The 16,765-nt window shown below is 46.1% G+C and carries 10 protein-coding genes; 4 read left to right on the top strand and 6 right to left on the bottom strand.

Annotation, left to right across the window (positions count from 1 at the left end; translation table 11 throughout):
- Positions 1-206: 206 nt before the first annotated feature.
- From ndhL to trpA, 3 genes are all read left to right on the top strand, one after another.
- On the top strand, positions 207-419 hold the full coding sequence (gene ndhL / locus NDI44_RS02565; RefSeq protein ID WP_190413562.1) for an NAD(P)H-quinone oxidoreductase subunit L: 213 nt from the start codon (positions 207-209) through the stop codon (positions 417-419).
- A 24-nt stretch (positions 420-443) separates the two neighbouring features.
- Complete coding sequence (locus tag NDI44_RS02560; protein WP_190413560.1) at positions 444-755, top strand: DUF3007 family protein; 312 nt, start codon at positions 444-446, stop codon at positions 753-755.
- A 148-nt stretch (positions 756-903) separates the two neighbouring features.
- Positions 904-1,701: a tryptophan synthase subunit alpha gene (trpA, locus tag NDI44_RS02555; RefSeq protein ID WP_190413558.1), complete on the top strand. Its 798-nt coding sequence runs from the start codon at positions 904-906 to the stop codon at positions 1,699-1,701.
- A gap of 94 nt (positions 1,702-1,795) precedes the next feature.
- Here the strand turns inward: trpA and cheB are convergent, their stop codons facing one another.
- From cheB to NDI44_RS02540, 3 genes are all read right to left on the bottom strand, one after another.
- Positions 1,796-2,848: a chemotaxis-specific protein-glutamate methyltransferase CheB gene (cheB, locus tag NDI44_RS02550; RefSeq protein WP_190413777.1), complete on the bottom strand. Its 1,053-nt coding sequence runs from the start codon at positions 2,846-2,848 to the stop codon at positions 1,796-1,798.
- Positions 2,849-2,902: 54 nt separating this feature from the next.
- Positions 2,903-5,419, bottom strand: a complete 2,517-nt coding sequence (locus NDI44_RS02545) for a hybrid sensor histidine kinase/response regulator (protein WP_190413775.1) — start codon at positions 5,417-5,419, stop codon at positions 2,903-2,905.
- Positions 5,420-5,678: 259 nt separating this feature from the next.
- The gene (locus tag NDI44_RS02540) at positions 5,679-7,259 is read right to left on the bottom strand and encodes a methyl-accepting chemotaxis protein (protein WP_190413556.1); all 1,581 of its coding nucleotides are present in this window, start codon (positions 7,257-7,259) and stop codon (positions 5,679-5,681) included.
- A gap of 609 nt (positions 7,260-7,868) precedes the next feature.
- Between NDI44_RS02540 and NDI44_RS02535 the strand changes: the two genes are divergently transcribed.
- Positions 7,869-8,027 carry a hypothetical protein gene (locus NDI44_RS02535; protein ID WP_190413554.1) on the top strand — a complete coding sequence of 53 codons (159 nt, stop codon included), beginning with the start codon at positions 7,869-7,871 and terminating at the stop codon, positions 8,025-8,027.
- Between the two features lie 31 nt (positions 8,028-8,058).
- On the opposite strand, the gene NDI44_RS02530 is transcribed toward NDI44_RS02535, so the two are convergent.
- The 3 genes from NDI44_RS02530 to NDI44_RS02520 all read right to left on the bottom strand — a co-directional run bounded on the left by NDI44_RS02530 (position 8,059) and on the right by NDI44_RS02520 (position 15,954).
- Positions 8,059-9,117 carry a chemotaxis protein CheW gene (locus NDI44_RS02530; RefSeq protein WP_190413552.1) on the bottom strand — a complete coding sequence of 353 codons (1,059 nt, stop codon included), beginning with the start codon at positions 9,115-9,117 and terminating at the stop codon, positions 8,059-8,061.
- A gap of 5 nt (positions 9,118-9,122) precedes the next feature.
- On the bottom strand, positions 9,123-10,703 hold the full coding sequence (locus NDI44_RS02525) for a CheR family methyltransferase (protein WP_190413550.1): 1,581 nt from the start codon (positions 10,701-10,703) through the stop codon (positions 9,123-9,125).
- A gap of 124 nt (positions 10,704-10,827) precedes the next feature.
- Positions 10,828-15,954: a PAS domain S-box protein gene (locus NDI44_RS02520; RefSeq protein ID WP_190413548.1), complete on the bottom strand. Its 5,127-nt coding sequence runs from the start codon at positions 15,952-15,954 to the stop codon at positions 10,828-10,830.
- Positions 15,955-16,765 lie beyond the last annotated feature (811 nt).

Here is a 16,765-nt window from a genome sequence, read left to right as displayed (position 1 = left end):
TTGTCTATTGCACCATTAAATGGGGACTTTATGCAACTATTCCTTTAGTAGTCTCACTAATTAAGCGGCTGATTCCAGCAAACGGTAAAATATGGACAGTTCGTCGGGTGTCTAAACGGATAGTTCTCTGTTGAGAGACTTTTTGTGTTGATGTCCGCGCCGGGACGCCGGTACTCGCGCTCGTTCTTCTACCGCCAGAAAAAATTATGATGGTTGCGATATTGTATCTAGTTTTGAGTGGAGCCTACCTGGTAGTGATTCCCTTCGCCCTGTATGCCTACCTGCAACAGCGTTGGTATGTGGCTAGCTCCTTTGAACGGAGTTTCATGTATTTCCTGGTTTTCTTTTTCTTCCCAGGTTTGTTGCTCCTCAGCCCATTTTTGAATTTTCGACCCAAGCGGCGGCAAGTTCAGAGTTAAGGTTTGTCGTTGGGTAAGCGCTAAATGCGACGAATTGACATCATTGGAATTGGCATCGGCGTCTTTGCCGCCGGTGGAATTGTGTATTTGCTGTTGCTGGTGGCTGGGCTAGATAGCCTGGAAGCGGGGATTTGGAGTCAAGTTTTCCTAGTGGGCGGGTTGGTTGGCTGGCTGCTGACCTACCTGTTCCGAGTCGGAACGAAACGGATGACCTATAACCAGCAGCTCAAAGACTATGAAGAAGCCGTTTTACAAAAGCGCCTGGAAGAATTGACGCCAGAAGAACTGGCTCAGCTGCAAGCTGAAATCGAACGGGAAAACAAATTAAAAAAATAGCTGATAGCCGTTAGCGGTCAGGTGTGTAGGGGCACGGTAATGCTGTGCCCGTATAAGAGCCTGTAGTTTCTTGTTTGCCCCTGACTGCTGATCCGTGAATTGCTAACGCCCGAAGTGCCACTGACCACTGACCACTGATTTTTGACAAATGACTTCAATTTCCGAGTGCTTTGAGTCTCTCGCGCGTCGCTCTGAATGTGCCTTAATTCCCTTTATCACAGCGGGAGATCCGGATCTGGAGACCACGGCTAAGGCGTTAAAAGTTCTTGATGCCGCCGGTGCTGACATGATTGAACTGGGCGTCCCCTATTCAGATCCGTTGGCAGATGGACCCACGATTCAAGCTGCCGCGACTCGCGCCTTGCAACGGGGAACCCGCTTGGAACAGGTAATAGAGATGGTATCCGGGGTTAGCAAAGAGGTGCGATCGCCTATCGTCCTATTTACCTACTACAACCCGATTCTAAACCGAGGCCTTGAACCGTTCTTCAAGCAGATTGCGAATGCTGGGGTGCGGGGATTGGTCGTGCCAGATTTGCCCTTGGAGGAGTCTTCCAATCTGCTGCAAACTGCTGCCAGTATGGGAATTGATGTAGTTTTATTGGTAGCGCCTACCAGTTCCCCAGAGCGAATAGAAGCGATCGCGCGTCAGTCTCAGGGATTCATTTACTTGGTGAGTGTCACTGGTGTAACGGGAATGCGATCTGGGTTGGACTCGCGGGTGCAAGATATCCTCAAGCAGATCCGAAGCGTTACGGATAAGCCCATCGGCATTGGGTTTGGCATCTCCGAGCCAGAACACGCCCGTCAGGTGAAAGACTGGGGGGCAGATGCTGCAATTGTCGGGAGTGCCTTGGTGAAACGTTTGGCAGAAGGAACACCCGAACAGGGACTCGATGCGATCGCTGAGTTTTGCCGGAGTTTGAAAACGGCGATTACAACCTAACCCCGTTTGTAAAGTAGTGAGTTTTAAGTGATGAGTTTTTTAATTCAAAATTCATCACTTAAAATTTTTGTCCGCCCAATTACCGATTAAATAACTAATCGCCACCCCTGATTTTGGCGAGTAACATGGGCGCGATCTCGGTGACGGGCAAAACATACTGTGCTGCACCGAGGGCGATCGCTTCTTTTGGCATTCCAAACACCACACAGCTTTTCTCATCTTGGGCAATGGTAATGCCACCGGCACGAGCGATCGCTTCCATCCCTTCCGCACCGTCTCTACCCATCCCAGTCAACAATATCCCCACCGCTCCTTGACCGTAGAAACTCGCCACCGACTTAAAAGTAACCGTGACAGAGGGGCGATGTCCCCCCACTGGCGGGGCGGCAGAATGACAAAATCTGCCTTGAGTATCCAATTCTAAATGCAGCCGTTCCGGTGGAAAATAAATCGTTCCCGCTTTTGGTATTTCCCCAGCACGGGCAATTTTGACGGGCAAACGACATTCCAACCCTAACCAATCCACCATTCCCTGCAAAAACCCCTCGCTGATGTGTTGAATACAAATCACTGGGAGGGGGAAATTCGCTGGCAGATGGATAAGAATGTTGTATAAAGCTTGCGGCCCTCCAGTAGACGCGCCAATTGCCACGATTTTGGATTTTTGATGGGGGATTTTAGATGGGGAATTTATCGTCGAAAATTTAAAATCCAAAACTGGCTTCTTCCGATACTGGGTAAAGACACTCACGCCAGACAGGATTTTAATCTTGCCGATTAACTCCTGTTTTACTAACTCATAATCCGATCCCGCACCACCACGAGGCTTGGGAAAAATATCCACTGCCCCCGCCTCTAAAAGCCGGAAAACATTTTGCTTATCCTCTTCCTGTACCGAAGTGCTAATCACCAGAATCGGACGAGGATAAGTTGCCATAACCTCAGAGATAAATTCCAGACCGTCCATCTGTGGCATATGTAGGTCTGTGCAAATCACCTGTGGCGAACAAGAAGGAATCAATGCCAATGCTTCCCGACCCGTTTGAGCCATTCCCACCACTTCAATTTCTGGTGAGGATGACAGAATCCGTTTCAGCACTGCCATTGCAATCGCAGAATCGTCTACTAATAAAACTCGAATTGGCATTTTGTTCATTGCTAATTGCTAATTATTCAAAAGCCATTAGCGATTAGCGATTAACTACACAAGTCTTCTTAAGGTTTCTAATAATATTTCTTGGTTAAAAGTGCCTTTGGTAATGTAAGCATTCGCACCAGCTTCTGCACCTCTGCGTTTATCTTCATCTGAAGCCAGAGATGTCACCAGAATGATTGGAATTTCATTATATTCCTTATTCTGGCGAATCTTTGCAGCAAAACTCAGACCGTCCAAATTCGGCATTTGCACGTCGGAAACCACCGCATCAAAAGAACGAGTTTTAAGTTTGTTGAAACCGTCCAATCCGTCCACTGCTGTTACCACTTCATAACCGGCACCCTCCAGAATGCGTTTTTCTTGAGTGCGAATGGCAATGGAATCTTCTGTCAACAAGATTACGGGTTTTCTGTCCTCTTCTGTAATGGGTGCAAATGATTTCACAAGCGGGTTTCGTTTTCGCACAGATTTAATTAAATCTGAAGGATTTAAAATCATACAAACTTCCCCAGTACCGAGGATAGTTGCGCCAATCACATTGCGAACTCGTTTGAGCAATTTACTTTGAGATTTGAGTACCACATCCTGTTGATCTACCCAGCCATCAACGAATAGTCCCAGTTGATCATCTCCCACTTTCAAAATAATGCAGGGCAGTTGTTCTAAATCGGTAGAAGTCGTTCGTTGTCCGTTGCTACTGGCGACTGGAAATTCCAGCAAATCTGCCAGTCGCGCGACGGAAACCGGGTGTCCATTCACAACAATGGTTTCTCTGCCTTCAATCGTAAAAATTTGATTCTGGGAAATCAACCGCATTGTTTGCACAAACTCCACTGGAAGGGCGTAAGCTTTTCCGCTCACTTCCACAATCAGTACCGGCGCGGTTGCCAGGGTCGTGCCTAAACAGAGCCGAAGCGTGCAGCCTTTTCCAGGTGTTGATTCAACCTCAATGCTGCCTTTGAGACGTTCTACATTGGTGCGAACCACGTCTAACCCTACGCCTCTGCCTGAAACTTCGGTCACAAAAGTCCGCGTTGAGAAACCAGGGGCAAAAATCAACGAGTGAATTTGAGCCGGTGTCATGGCGGCGAGTTCTTCTTCCCGGCAGAGTCCGCGCTTGAGAGCTGTCTGCTTAATCTTTTCGATGTCTAATCCTCGCCCATCATCCTTAATGGCGATCGCAATATTTGTGGCTGTTTGGTAGCTTTTAATCTGAATAGTGGCGGTACGCGGCTTTCCCTGCGCTTCTCGCTCTGCTGGTGTCTCAATGCCATGATCGACGCAGTTGCGAAGGATATGCATCAAGGGATCTTTCATTTCTTCTAAGATGCGCTTGTCCGCTTTGGTTTCGCCGCCTTCAATGACCAGATTGACTTCTTTATTTTGCTGTCTGGCTAAATCCCGTACCATCCGGGGAAATAACTGAAAAATGGTGGATAGGGGCAACAGGCGGAGAGTGCGAATGCCTTCTTCCAAATCACCGGCAATCGTGTCCAGTCGGGCGGTATCTTCATAGATGGCATCTCTTAACTGGTTGATCAGAACTCCCAGGCGCTCATCGAAGTCCTGTAGAGGCTGCCTTCCCCCGTTCATACTGTAGGATTGCCCCCCCACCGACGCTGTAGAGATGGGGTTCCTCCGCCCGTTCTGAGCGGCAGAGGTGACACTTACTGCTTGCCTGTCACCTGTTATCTTTTCTTTGTGTAGGGTCAGGGCTGAAGTTTTCTGCACGCTTAGACGGCTCGACTCCTCCCACAGCGCCACGATTTCCTCAATTTCAGCTAGTCGATGGGCAATGCGGATTTTGGTAACGGTGAGTTCGCCTGCTTGGGTCAGCAATGCATCAAGATTGCGGGTTTCGACGCGAATCGTTTCGATGCGGTAGGGTTCGCCGAGGGCAACGGGGGGGGAGTTTGGGTGTTGAGAGCCGTTGTGCGAAAAGTTGGGTGGACTGTCCTTACCGTCGGGAGCATCAGGGGCAGGTTTGACACCCACCTCCACTGGTGTGAGGGATGCGGGTGTTTGGAGAAATGTTGTCTGTAATACTTCTATGTTGGCGGATGTTTCGGGCAGTTCGGAAGTTATATCCGGGGCAAGGGTTTCTTGCTCAATTGCTTCCTCATGTTCTGGCTGAACGCCTTCTTGGTCTAAATAATTCTGATTATTCTGATTCGCTGGAGTTGTAAATTCAGCTCCCATCATGTGGGCGAGGACGAGAAAGGTGTTGATACCTGTGGGTTCCCCGGTGACGGCTTCGCAGACCAGTTTGCGAATGGCATCTAAGCCTTGATAGAGGCGATCGCATATTGCAGATACCAGTTGTGTCTCGCCACGTTTGACACCTCCCAAAATATGTTCCAGCTGATGGGTGAGAGTTTCCACATCGCGCACGCCCAGCATTCGAGCATCACCTTTGAGACTGTGGGCTTCCCGCAATAATTCTTCTAGTCGAGCTTCGTCGTTGGGGTACTTTTCTAAATGCAGCAACCCATCATCAAGTTTCTGCAAATGTTCTTCGCTGGCAATTTTGAATAAATCTCGGAGTTCGTCGTCTTCTATCATCATGGTTAACTGAGAAGCTTTTAGCTTTTGATTCTTAGTTTTAGAGATAATTAGCCGTAATTTTTTGGGATATTTCTAAGCGAATCTAGCAATCCTGGTTGAATAGGGAAATTTTCTTTTGTTAACGAACCGCGTTGGCGGAGCCTGCGCCTTAGTGCTTAGACGCTCTAGCAAAGCAGGGGGAAGCTCAGGACGCCAAGTAAGAGAGAAAAAGGAGCAGATAATTTTACGACTTTTGCACGGATTGCCATAGGATTCGCTACACCACTGACTTGAGGTTCAGAGCCGCTTCATTCAGTCTTTGGATGCCGATTTTAGTTTGAGTAATGCCACTGGCATTTTCTTTAGCTGCGACATTGAGGCTGCTCATTGCATCAACGACTTGTTGAATCGCGATCGCTTGTTGTTTGGCAGAAAGCGAAATTTGTTGACTGTTTATGGCGATATTTTCGATGGCATCAGCCACGCCGGTGAATGCTTGTGCTGTGCCCTGAGCGGTTTTCACCCCAGCTTCCACCGTTTTCGTCCCTTCATCCGTCACCATCACCGTGACATTGATCGCGTTTTGAATATCGCTAACCAGGACGTTAATCTTTCCGGCAGATTTCTTACTTTGTTCTGCCAGTTTGCGAATTTCTGCCGCCACCACCGCAAAGCCTTTGCCGTGTTCGCCAGCTCGAACAGCTTCAACGGCTGCATTCAGTGCCAGCATATTCGTCTGGTTGGCTAAGTCACTCACCAAGCCAGAAATATTGCCGATTTGATTCGTTTGCTCGGATAGACGGAGAATTTGAGAAGCGATCGCTCCCACTCTATCCTTGAGCAGCGCCATTTCCTCCAAAGTTCGCCCGACAGCTTGGCTTCCACCCTCCGTCAGCGAAAGCACCTGCCGCGATCCAGTTGCTGCTGCCTCGGCTTGCTCTGCTGATTGCTGAGATGAAGCACCCAACTCATCCATCGTGATCGTGGTTTGATTCACAGACGCCGCTTGTTGAGCTGCCGTGCGTTCTTGTTGCTCTACTGTGGCAGCAATTTCTGATGAAGAAGTGACAATCGTGTTGACAATGCCAGATATTTTGGCACCCAGCGGCTTAGCAATCGTGATGCTGAAGAAAACACCAAAAATAATCGCAGTCAGGGGGCCAAGAATCATCCCAACAAACACCCAAAAAGAGGTTTGAGCCACATCTGTTTCTGCTGCCTTCTGGGCTGCTTCCCCAAAGTTCTGGTTGTATTCCACAACTGCTAGCACCGATTCTGTGGCTGTGTTAAATGAGTTTAGTTCTTCATTTGCTGCCAGTTCGCTAAGTTCGTCCAGCAGGGCATCCGCCGCTTTTGCCCGTGCAAATTCTGGTGAGGTCTGCCTCTCCTGACTTACAAGCTCAGCCAGCCGATTCGCAGGATCTAAGACGCCCAGTTTGGCAAATTGTTGATAAATGTCCAGGAATCTTTCATGGTCTTGCTGCCACCTTTTCCAGTCCCCAAGAAATTTTTGATAGAGCTTTTTTTCGTCGGCAGTCTGTGAAATTGACTCATATTGTTTAAACCCTTCATCAATCTGCGCTTTAGCATTTTTAATTCTATTCAATTCAAACTGGCGATTTTCGGTTTTCAAAAATGTATTGAGTAGCGCTCGTTCCGATGACTGGATTTGGGTTTGTCCTTCATTGATTTTCCACAATCCAGTTACGCTAGGCAAAGTATTATTCCCCAGTGTATTAATATGGTCGCCCAGCCGAGTAGCTCCGCTCCAACCTACGAGAGCAACCACTAATACAATTAGACCCATTAGTAAAAATGAGCCGATTAATCGAGATTGTAAAGATAAATTTTTAAACATCAGACTTATCCTGCATTATTAAATTCGACGATCGGGTAAAGATTGAAGGCAGCTTTGTTCAGATTTTGGCGCTAAGTTTGATTTTGCTCGTACTAGTATTTTTTTGTTTCCTCAGTCAAGCCACCATGACTAGCTGGATAGCGATCGCTTAGGGCGATACAAGGAGTGAGAGAAAGCCAGTAACTCAAAATACTGTAGCTAATTTACCCGTTTTATGACTTTTCGTTTTTAAATTTAATACACCTAGAGGATTAGTATAAATACTGGTGATAAATTCTTCTTAGGGTAGGTTCTCCTAAAAAATTGAATTGCCAAAGAGAGGATTGTTTAGAAAATGTAAAATTTCTTAGTCAAACCTGCCCCTAACATCTCTATAATCCACCAAGAAAATACTCTTTGGAATTTTTTTTAAAATCTATACATACTTAGTTGTGTGTTAGAACGGCTCTTATTATTAATCCCTCTTCCGCTCTAGGAGTGTTAAGAGTTTAAAAAACTTAAAATATAGAAATGATATTTATTCACGCTGCTAACCAGCCGCATACAGATTAACCAAATGACTGCCTCGAATCTCAACGCAGCTTTGTTGAGGTTTTAAGTGCCAATCGGTTGAGTAATGCCGCAAGCGGTGTCTTTGGCTTGCTGATTGAGAGCCTTCAGCGCTCCAACAACCTGTTAGATAGTGGCTTTCGCTCTTCTCTTCTCAGCATCGCTGCCCCTTCTAATGTTAGCGATGCCGCCTGGGTTGCTATTCTCAGCCAGCATTAAAGCTTTCTGGGCAATGGAATTTAACAACTAATCACACTTCTTCATCAACCATCAACCCTGCTTGCATCAGGATTTTGGGTAGCTCTAAAATAGCTATCATCTTTTCGCCGTAAGCAACCGTTCCTCGGAGGTATTCTTCCTTAACAGAACGGGCTGCGGCAGGTACTGGCATCATCTCCGACAGGTGCAAATACATTACATCCAATACCTCATCAACTATCAAACCAGCCACTAGATCGTCGATGCAAGCAACCATCGCCTTCGCTGTATTCTCTAGATTACCCAATGGTAAATTTAATACCCCACGAATATCGATTAATGTCAAAATCTCACCCCGCAAATTCATATTGCCGACAATATAAGGTGGGCAACAAGGAATCGGAGTAACTTTGCGAATATCAGTAAATTCGCGCACGTTCCCCAAATCCACCCCAAAATATTCATTATTTAAATTAATCACTGCCATCGGGCGGCTTCCCGTAAAATCTTGGTTCTCCGCTTGTCGCCTTAAATTTTCTGCCCGTTCCTGAAAAATCGCTTTTTCTTCTGAGGTTTTATTGGAGAAAAATAGACGACTCTCTTGGTGAGAAACAAAGGCAATATCAGCTTTTATTTCTGGATTTAGCGATTTTTTTCCTGTAATTAATGTTTCAATTTTTTCTGAGAACTGGAGGAGCTTTTCCGGGTTTAGTAACATCACGATATCTGCCTCTAACTTGGCAATCCCCGTAACAAAATTGGGTTGATTTGCGATCTCTCGTTTATAGGAAAAATCTGCCGCGATCGCATTAGTGTAAATCTTCTGCACGTCATGAACTTCATTGACAATAATGCCAAATCTAAATCCCTGACATACCAGAACAATTACACTATCCATAAGGCGATATTCTGGGAATCCGTACCCCAGGCGAAAATGAAGATCCATAACTGGTAAGATTTCACCCCGGAGATTAAGCACTCCTACCATTTCAGGCGGTGCTTCTACGATTGGCGTTAACTCTGGGAGAAAGAAAATCTCTTGTACTGAAAATGCTTCTACTCCATAAAGGGAAGCATTCAAGCTGAAAATAATATATTGTTTATATTCCATAGAGATTATAACTGTGGTTGTAACATTTTTTGGATGTGTACGCTCAATTCTCCAACGGTCATTTTTTCTTGGGATTCAACTATCGATTCCTGGGGTAACTTTTTTAAAATTTCTAAAGCAACTGTTCGCATTTTTAAAGCTTTAGAAAGATTTCCTTCTAGTTCGTAAATGCCGCTAATTTCCAGATATGCCAAGATAGAGGAAGGCACTAAGTAAATGATTTTTTTTAATAAACTTTTAGCTTCTTCAACATCCCCTCGTTCTTCCGCAATATGGGCGAGTAGGTATAAAGGTTTTTCAGAAAGAGAATCGATTTTAAGTGCTTGTTGGCAGTAGTGAACTGCCTTGCCATATTCACCTAAGTTGGCATATATTTGAGCCATCAGATAGTAAGAGTCAAAGTTTTTGGGTGCCAAAGCGATCGCTTGCTCTGTTTTTTGAATTGCTGAGGGATAATACTTCTGTTTAAAAAGGGTTTTAGCTTCACAGATAAGTGCCTGAAAGCTTGAAGTAGTCGCCGGTTTTTCGCTGAATTCAAGATTAGATAAGCGTTCGCATTCATTGACTTCGTTACTATTTTTTCCTCTTACTTGTACCGGAAAATAATTTTTAGAAACTAATGGTGCAAGTTCTATTTTTACCTTATTTGCCGCTGGGGAAGATGGGCAAAGTATTGGTTCTTCAGTGTCAGAATAAACTTTTACTTTCTTCCTTGAAAGCTTCCCTCCAAACGTCTCCTTAGGGCGTTGATAGATTGTTGATTCGGGAAACGACTCCGTGTGAAGTAAGCTGATATCTATCCCCTGAAGTTCAGCATGAGCCGTCAAAAGATATCCTCCTGGTTGTAAAGTATTGTAAAATTTATTAACAACAAGTGAAATAGCAGGTTTATCAAAATAAACAAAGACATTTCGACAAAGAATTAAATCAATATTTTGAACATCTAAAAATAAATTAGGAAAGGGCGTTTTAATTAAATTGACAGTTTTGAAATTAACCATGTTTTGAATGCTGTTGTTAATTTTCCATTCCGTCCCATGTGGCTCAAAGTAGCAGTTTTGTAGTTTCTGGTCTAACAATCGAAATGACCAAGAACTATAAACTCCTTGTTTTGCTTTATTGATAGACTCTTGATTGATATCTGTTCCTAAAATATAGAGATTCCAGCTTTCCCAATCTGGAATGAGTTCGGTGAGGAGAATAGCTAGAGAATAAGGTTCTTCGCCAGTTGAGCATCCCGCGCTCCAAATTCGCAGGGTTTTCGTTTGCTTTTTAGCGGCTATCAATTGCGGTAAAATTTGATATTTTAATAGAGAAAACTGACCTTTATCTCGAAAGAAGTAACTTTCGCCAATTGTTAACAAATTCGCTAGTTCTTGCCATTCGCCCTGACTTTGATAAGTATCGGTTTCTAATAATTGGTAATAAGCCTCAGGAAGATAGATAGAAATGACGTTCATCCGGAAGCAAATTTTTTCACATAAAGCTTCTCGCTCTTGCGGACGAATCTGTAAGCCTATATGAGTCCCAATGAGTTGTATAAAACGCTGTATGAGAGCTTCATTAAATTGTCTTTGAAATGACACGGAATCTCCTTCTCATTAAACTTCCCTGGTAGGACGAGTAAATAGCTTACTGAATACAAGAGGGCGATCGCTTTAGCGGCAGATGCATTCCTCGGCAAGGGCAACGCTTAGTCGTGTTGAGTAGTTACAGGCAAGGAATCATAGGAATTTCAATCCAAAACTCTGCTCCCTGTCCTGGTTCTGACACGCACTTGAGCATTCCGCCATGTTTCTCCACCACAATTTGGTAGCTAATGGATAGCCCCAAACCAGTTCCCTTGCCGACTGGCTTGGTGGTAAAGAAGGGGTCAAACAGACGCTTGATAACGTTCTCTGGCATTCCTGGGCCATTGTCTCGAATCCGAATCACAACGACTTGGTTCTTGGTCATTGGTAATGGATCTTCGGTGATTGGCGTCAGCGACGTGTTAGGGCTTCCAGTCTCTTCCTCATTACCCGTTAGACGATTACGGATTTCGGTGGCGATAGTAATTTTCCTTGGTTCGGGTTGGCTGTCGAGGGCATCAATCGCATTGCTGAGAATGTTCATGAACACTTGATTGAGCTGACCGGCGTAGCAATCGACTAAGGGAAGATTGCCGTACTCCTTCAAGACTTGAATCCCGCCGTAAGCGCCATTGGGTTTCAGACGGCTATGGAGAATTAGCAAACTATTGTCGATTCCCTCGTGGATATCGACCGGCTTCATTTCAGCTTCATCCAGACGAGAGAAGTTCCGCAATGACAAGACAATCTGACGGATGCGGTCAGCGCCCATTTGCATGGAAGATAGCATTTTGGGCAAGTCATCAATGATGAAGTCTAAATCAATCTCTTCTTCTTGCGCTTGAATTGCGGGAACGGGATTGGTGTAGTGCTGTTGATAGAGGTGTACGAGATCGAGTAGGTCTTGAATGTAGTCGCTGGTGTGGCTGAGGTTGCCGGTGATGAAATTGACTGGGTTGTTGATTTCGTGGGCGATACCGGCGACCATTTGACCCAAGCTGGACATTTTTTCGGTCTGAATTAGCTGAGATTGGGCTTGTTTGAGATTGTGCAATGCTTGCTCTAGTTGTTGCGTCTGGGTTTGAGCGGCACGGGCGGCGGCACGGCTTTGGGCGTAGAGTTCTGCTTGGTCAATGGCGATCGCTAGCTGATCCACGACGCCTTGCAGTAGCTCAATTTCGCTGTCAAGCCAGGGACGAGATCCACTGCTATGACTACAGACAATCGCGCCTAAATGACCGGCGTGGGTTTTCAAAGGTAGCAGCAGCACCGAACGAACGCCCAAATTGCTCAGTAGAGGTGCGATTTGCATTTCTCCATCCTCGGCATTTAGGCTGCGATCGCTTGTCAGATCGTCAACCCGCAACGTCTGAAGTTTGCGGATTTTGTCGCTCAGGGGATCGAGTTTTTCTGGGGGACACTCGGAGAGCAAACTCGGTCTACTGTCTTCTGCTGTCGCTTCGTGAGTTACGGTCAGACTCGCCTGATTGGACTGCGCCCAGCACCACAAATACTGACATTGGTCAACTTGCAACAAACCGCGAATCTCATTTACGGCGGTTCCCAGAATGGTATCTAGGTCGAGGGAATCTCGAATCTGGCTTGCTAAGCGGAACAGCAAGGCTTCCCGACGTGCCGAGAGGGCTTCTTTCGCCCAAGACCGATCGATGGCGATGGCGATCGCGTTGACGACCCACCCTAAGACTTGATGAACGGCTTCGGTAAAGCGTTGGCTGCTGCATACAGCCATGACGCCCACCAGTCGCTCTTCGACAATCAGGGGATAGGTTGCTAAATAGCTTTCGGGAATTCGCAAACAGCTTTCAGCGACAAAATCATCGTACAAGCGGGCTTCCAACCCGCCCCCAGACCGATAATTACTATCCTGAGTCAGGTAGGGTTGACGAGTTTGAGCGACGAAGCCGACGAGGGTACCGTCTAGAACCTGGTGACGCTGAGCCAACAAATCTTGCCAATACAATTCGCTGTCTCGATCAACCCTTGTCGTTGCTTGCAATTCCAAGCGATTGAGTTTTTGGTTAAATGTCCAGATACAAGCAAAAGTTGCATCGAGATGCTGCACCATTGCTTCCGTACAGTGATTGAGACTTTCCGATAAAGACCCAGCCGCACCCAAAGCAGTACCGATTTCTGCTTCTAGGGTCGAGAGGCGCGATCGCTCCATCAGTGCTGCTTCTGACTGTTTGCGACCTGTAACATCCCGGAAATAAACCGATAGACCATCTTGATAGGGATAGCCCCGCACTTCAAACCACGACTCCAGCGGCTCGTAGAACACCTCAAAGTGAACCGTTACTTGATTGGCAACTGCCCGCTGGTACTCCTGATAAAAATTAGAAGTGACTGCTTCTGGAAACTCATCCCAAATACACTGATTAATCAACTCATCTTTGCTTCTAAACAAAAGCTGCTCTGCCCGCGAGTTCAAATAGGTGAATCGCCACTCGGTATCTAAAGTAAAGAAAGCATCGGTAATACTTTCCAAAATGCTCCGAGTGCGGTTCTCGCTGTTGACAGCCGCCTCGCGTGCCGCCTGTTCTCTCGCCAAAAGCTGGATGCGCTCCTCCTCTTGCCGCTTGCGCTCGTCGATATCCGTGTTCGTCCCAAACCAACTAACGATCCTGCCTTCGTTATCATGCACGGGTACCGCCCGTCCCAAGTGCCAGCGATAGTTTCCCTCAGCCGCATTCAGCAGGCGAAATTCAACTTCGTAAGGCTCTCCCGTAGAGAGAGAATGACTCCAGCGGGCAATACACCCCGGCACATCCTCCGGATGCAGCACATCTTGCCATCCCCAGCCCACCATTTCCTCGAAGGTGCGTCCGAAATATTCTAGAACGCGCTGGTTCACATAATCGAGTGCGCCATCTGGCTGTGCCGTCCATACCTGTTGCGGAATCACTTCAGCTAAAGCGCGAAAGCGCTGTTCGCTCTGCCGCCGTAATTCTTCTGCCCTTTTGCGCTCAGTGATGTCTTGACGGATTGCTACATATTCAACGGGTTTTCCATCGGAATTTAAGACGGGCACAATGGTGGTATCTACCCAGTAACAAGTTCCGTCTTTGGCTCGATTTCTGATTTCGCCATGCCAGACGCTGCCACTACTGATGGTTGCCCACATCTGCTGAAAAAATTCCTTGGGGTGATAGTCAGAATTGACGATGCGGTGATTTTGTCCGAGCAGTTCCTCTTTGGAGTATTGAGAAATTTCGCAGAATTTATCGTTTACATAGTTAATCTTTCCGGTGGAGTCAGTAACTGCCACGATTGAAGATTGAGCGAGTGCAAACTTGATGTCTGCCACTTCTTTGAGGGATTCAGACAGTGCAAATTCAGCTCGCTGACGCTCTTGTTGTGCATGAGCGTCTTTGATGGTAATCATCAAGTATCCGGCAATATCAGTTAAGGTGGCTAGCTCATGTTCGCTCCATTTGTATGGTTGCGGCGAGTCAAAGCACAGCAAGCCTACTAACTGGTCGGAATACGGAAACGGTACGTCAAGCATAGACTGAGTTTGGACTGCCAGCAGGACATCAGCGAGAGGTGCTAGCCGGAAGTCTTGGGTAACATCGTTACAGATGAATGATTCGCCCATCTGCAAGGCATTGAGATACTCCGGAGCCGCAGTGAGGTCAACCACCGCTCCTGAGAGTTTCGGCATTCCTGGCGGCTCGATGGCAGAAATTACCGTCAAGATACCTTGGTGATTAATCGTTGAGTAAGCTATTCGCAGATAAGGGAAATATTCGCTAATTTGTTTGAGCGTGCGCTCAATTATTTGCTCTATCGACAAACCAGATCGGGTTTTAGTCGAGATGCTGTTAAGCAACTGAAGACGAGTTTTGCTCTTCAGAAGCGCTGTCTCGGCTCGCTTGGAGAGCGTGATGTCTGTCTGAATGCCAACCAAGTAAAGTAAATCGCCATTATCTGAGAACACGGGCGAAATTTTTAATTGGTTCCAGAAAGGTTGACTATCTTTGCGATAGTTTAGCAGCGTGACTTTAACTTCTTTGGCTTGAGCGATCGCATTCCTAATTTTTGCGATCGCTTCTGGATCGGTATCGGCACCTTGCAAAAACCGGCAGTTACGACCAATCGCTTCCTCTGGCTGATACCCAGTAATTCGGGTGAAAGCTGGATTCGCGTATACAATCGGGCAATCTAGTTGATGGGGATCGACGATGACAACGCCATCTGAAACTGACTTTACAGCTTGTGCCAGTTTCAGATTTTCTGCGGCGGCTCGACGCAAGGCATCTTCAGTTTGCTGACGTTTGGTGATATCCATGACTGTGCCGATCGTGCGAACCGTTGTTGCCGTTTCGCTGTAAAGAACTTTGCCTTTTCCCGCTATCCAGCGGATACTGCCATCAGGACAGACAATGCGGAATTCAATCTCGTGGTCTGTTTTACCCTGAATAGAGTCAGCGATCGCCCCAGCGACAAGTTCCCGATCTTCAGGATGAACCCATTTTAGGAAGCATTCCTGAGTTGCGTCAGTGCCCGGAACTAAACCCAATAGCCCCTCTAAATTATCAGATCCTGTTGGAGCGATTCCTTCACCTGTCAAAAGATTAAAATCCTCAATGTTAGTGCCAGAAGCTGCTCGTCCCAACTGAAATCGAGTTTCTTTCTCCTGAAGTGCTGCTTCAGTTTGCTGTTGATTGATGATAATTTGTTCGAGGTTTGTTAAGTTTTTTCCCAGTTGTAAGTGAGCGATCGCTTGCCTTCCTAATGTCCCCAGTGCTTCCTGCTGTTCCCTGCTTAAATCTCGCGGCACATCATCGAGGGCAGATAGCACCCCTACCATCACGCCCTCAGACGTGACTAAGGGCACACCCGCATAAAATCGGATTTTTGGATCGGATTTCACCAAGGCATGGCTAGCAAACCGTTTATCAGACAGGGTATCCCGAACGAGCATCAACTCGCATTCGCAGATTTCTGGTTGCAGGATGGCATAAGTGCAGAAAGCAACATAGGCGTCAGTGTCTGGGGTAGAAATGCCCAATTTTGACTGAAGCCAATGTTGTTTGCCATCCATAAAGCTGAGCAAAGCCAGCTTTGTCTGGCAAATATAGGCTGCTAAACGGGTCAGATCGTCGAAAGCAGCTCCAGATATTTGAAGATACGCTAGCTCCGGAGGAGCTGTAACGCTGATGCGATCGGGGATAGAGTTGAGTAGCGGACACCATCCCAGAGCATCGAGCGGGATTGCTCCGTTTCCAGGTATTCTTGCGTTCATGTTAAGCGCCCTTTTCTGCGAATGCTGCACTTTTTAGGAGCTAGCTGTATAAATGTTTACTTTTATTAAAACCGGATGATGAAGGCACTCTTTGAGACTTACTTTCCCTTTGCCTCTATGAGAAGCTTTATTGAAAGTTATATGATGTAGATGTTCCCTTATTTAGTTACTGAACTTAATCTTTGATACTGCATCGCTCAAGTTAGGTTAGTTGATGCCAGCCACAGACTAAAAGAAACAACAGCGTAAAGTTTAGGTAGGCAATACCCTCTTCACCGCAATTGCCAAGCCACCATCCGTCTTTAGGGAAAGCTAGGTTTTTGGCTGCAAGCAGAAATGCGATCGCGCTTCTGCTTGCAGCCTGCTAACGAAGCCTTTCTAGAGCAACTTGGCAGAACCTTCTCTATCTAGGATTCCCGTCGAGGATATATTTCTATCACAGACTGATATTTTTTGATTAACAAACACCCCATCCGCTCTTTTAGTATTTTTATCTTTACAAAACAAATGCAGCTTCAGTTTGTTTTCTTGTTACAATTATTTAACTATATTCCCGTAATTCTTCTATTCACTGAGCAATAATCCTCAAGCTATAGTGCATATAGTAGAATGTTTATTTTAATAAAATTCAATTTTTGTAAAGCATTTTGAGATAGACAAACATTGAACAAACATTTATTAATAAGGAGTCCTAAAAAACTCAACGAAACTAGAAAAGCCTTAAATTAAGAATAGCTGGACAGGATAGATGTATTCTGACAAAGGAAAGCGATGCTCTCTTACCTACTGGGGCTGACGTTAGAATAATTTG

The organism is Trichocoleus sp. DQ-A3, from assembly GCF_039961975.1.
Classification (GTDB): domain Bacteria; phylum Cyanobacteriota; class Cyanobacteriia; order Cyanobacteriales; family FACHB-T130; genus FACHB-T130.
This window is presented reverse-complemented; position numbering and strand designations above follow the sequence as displayed.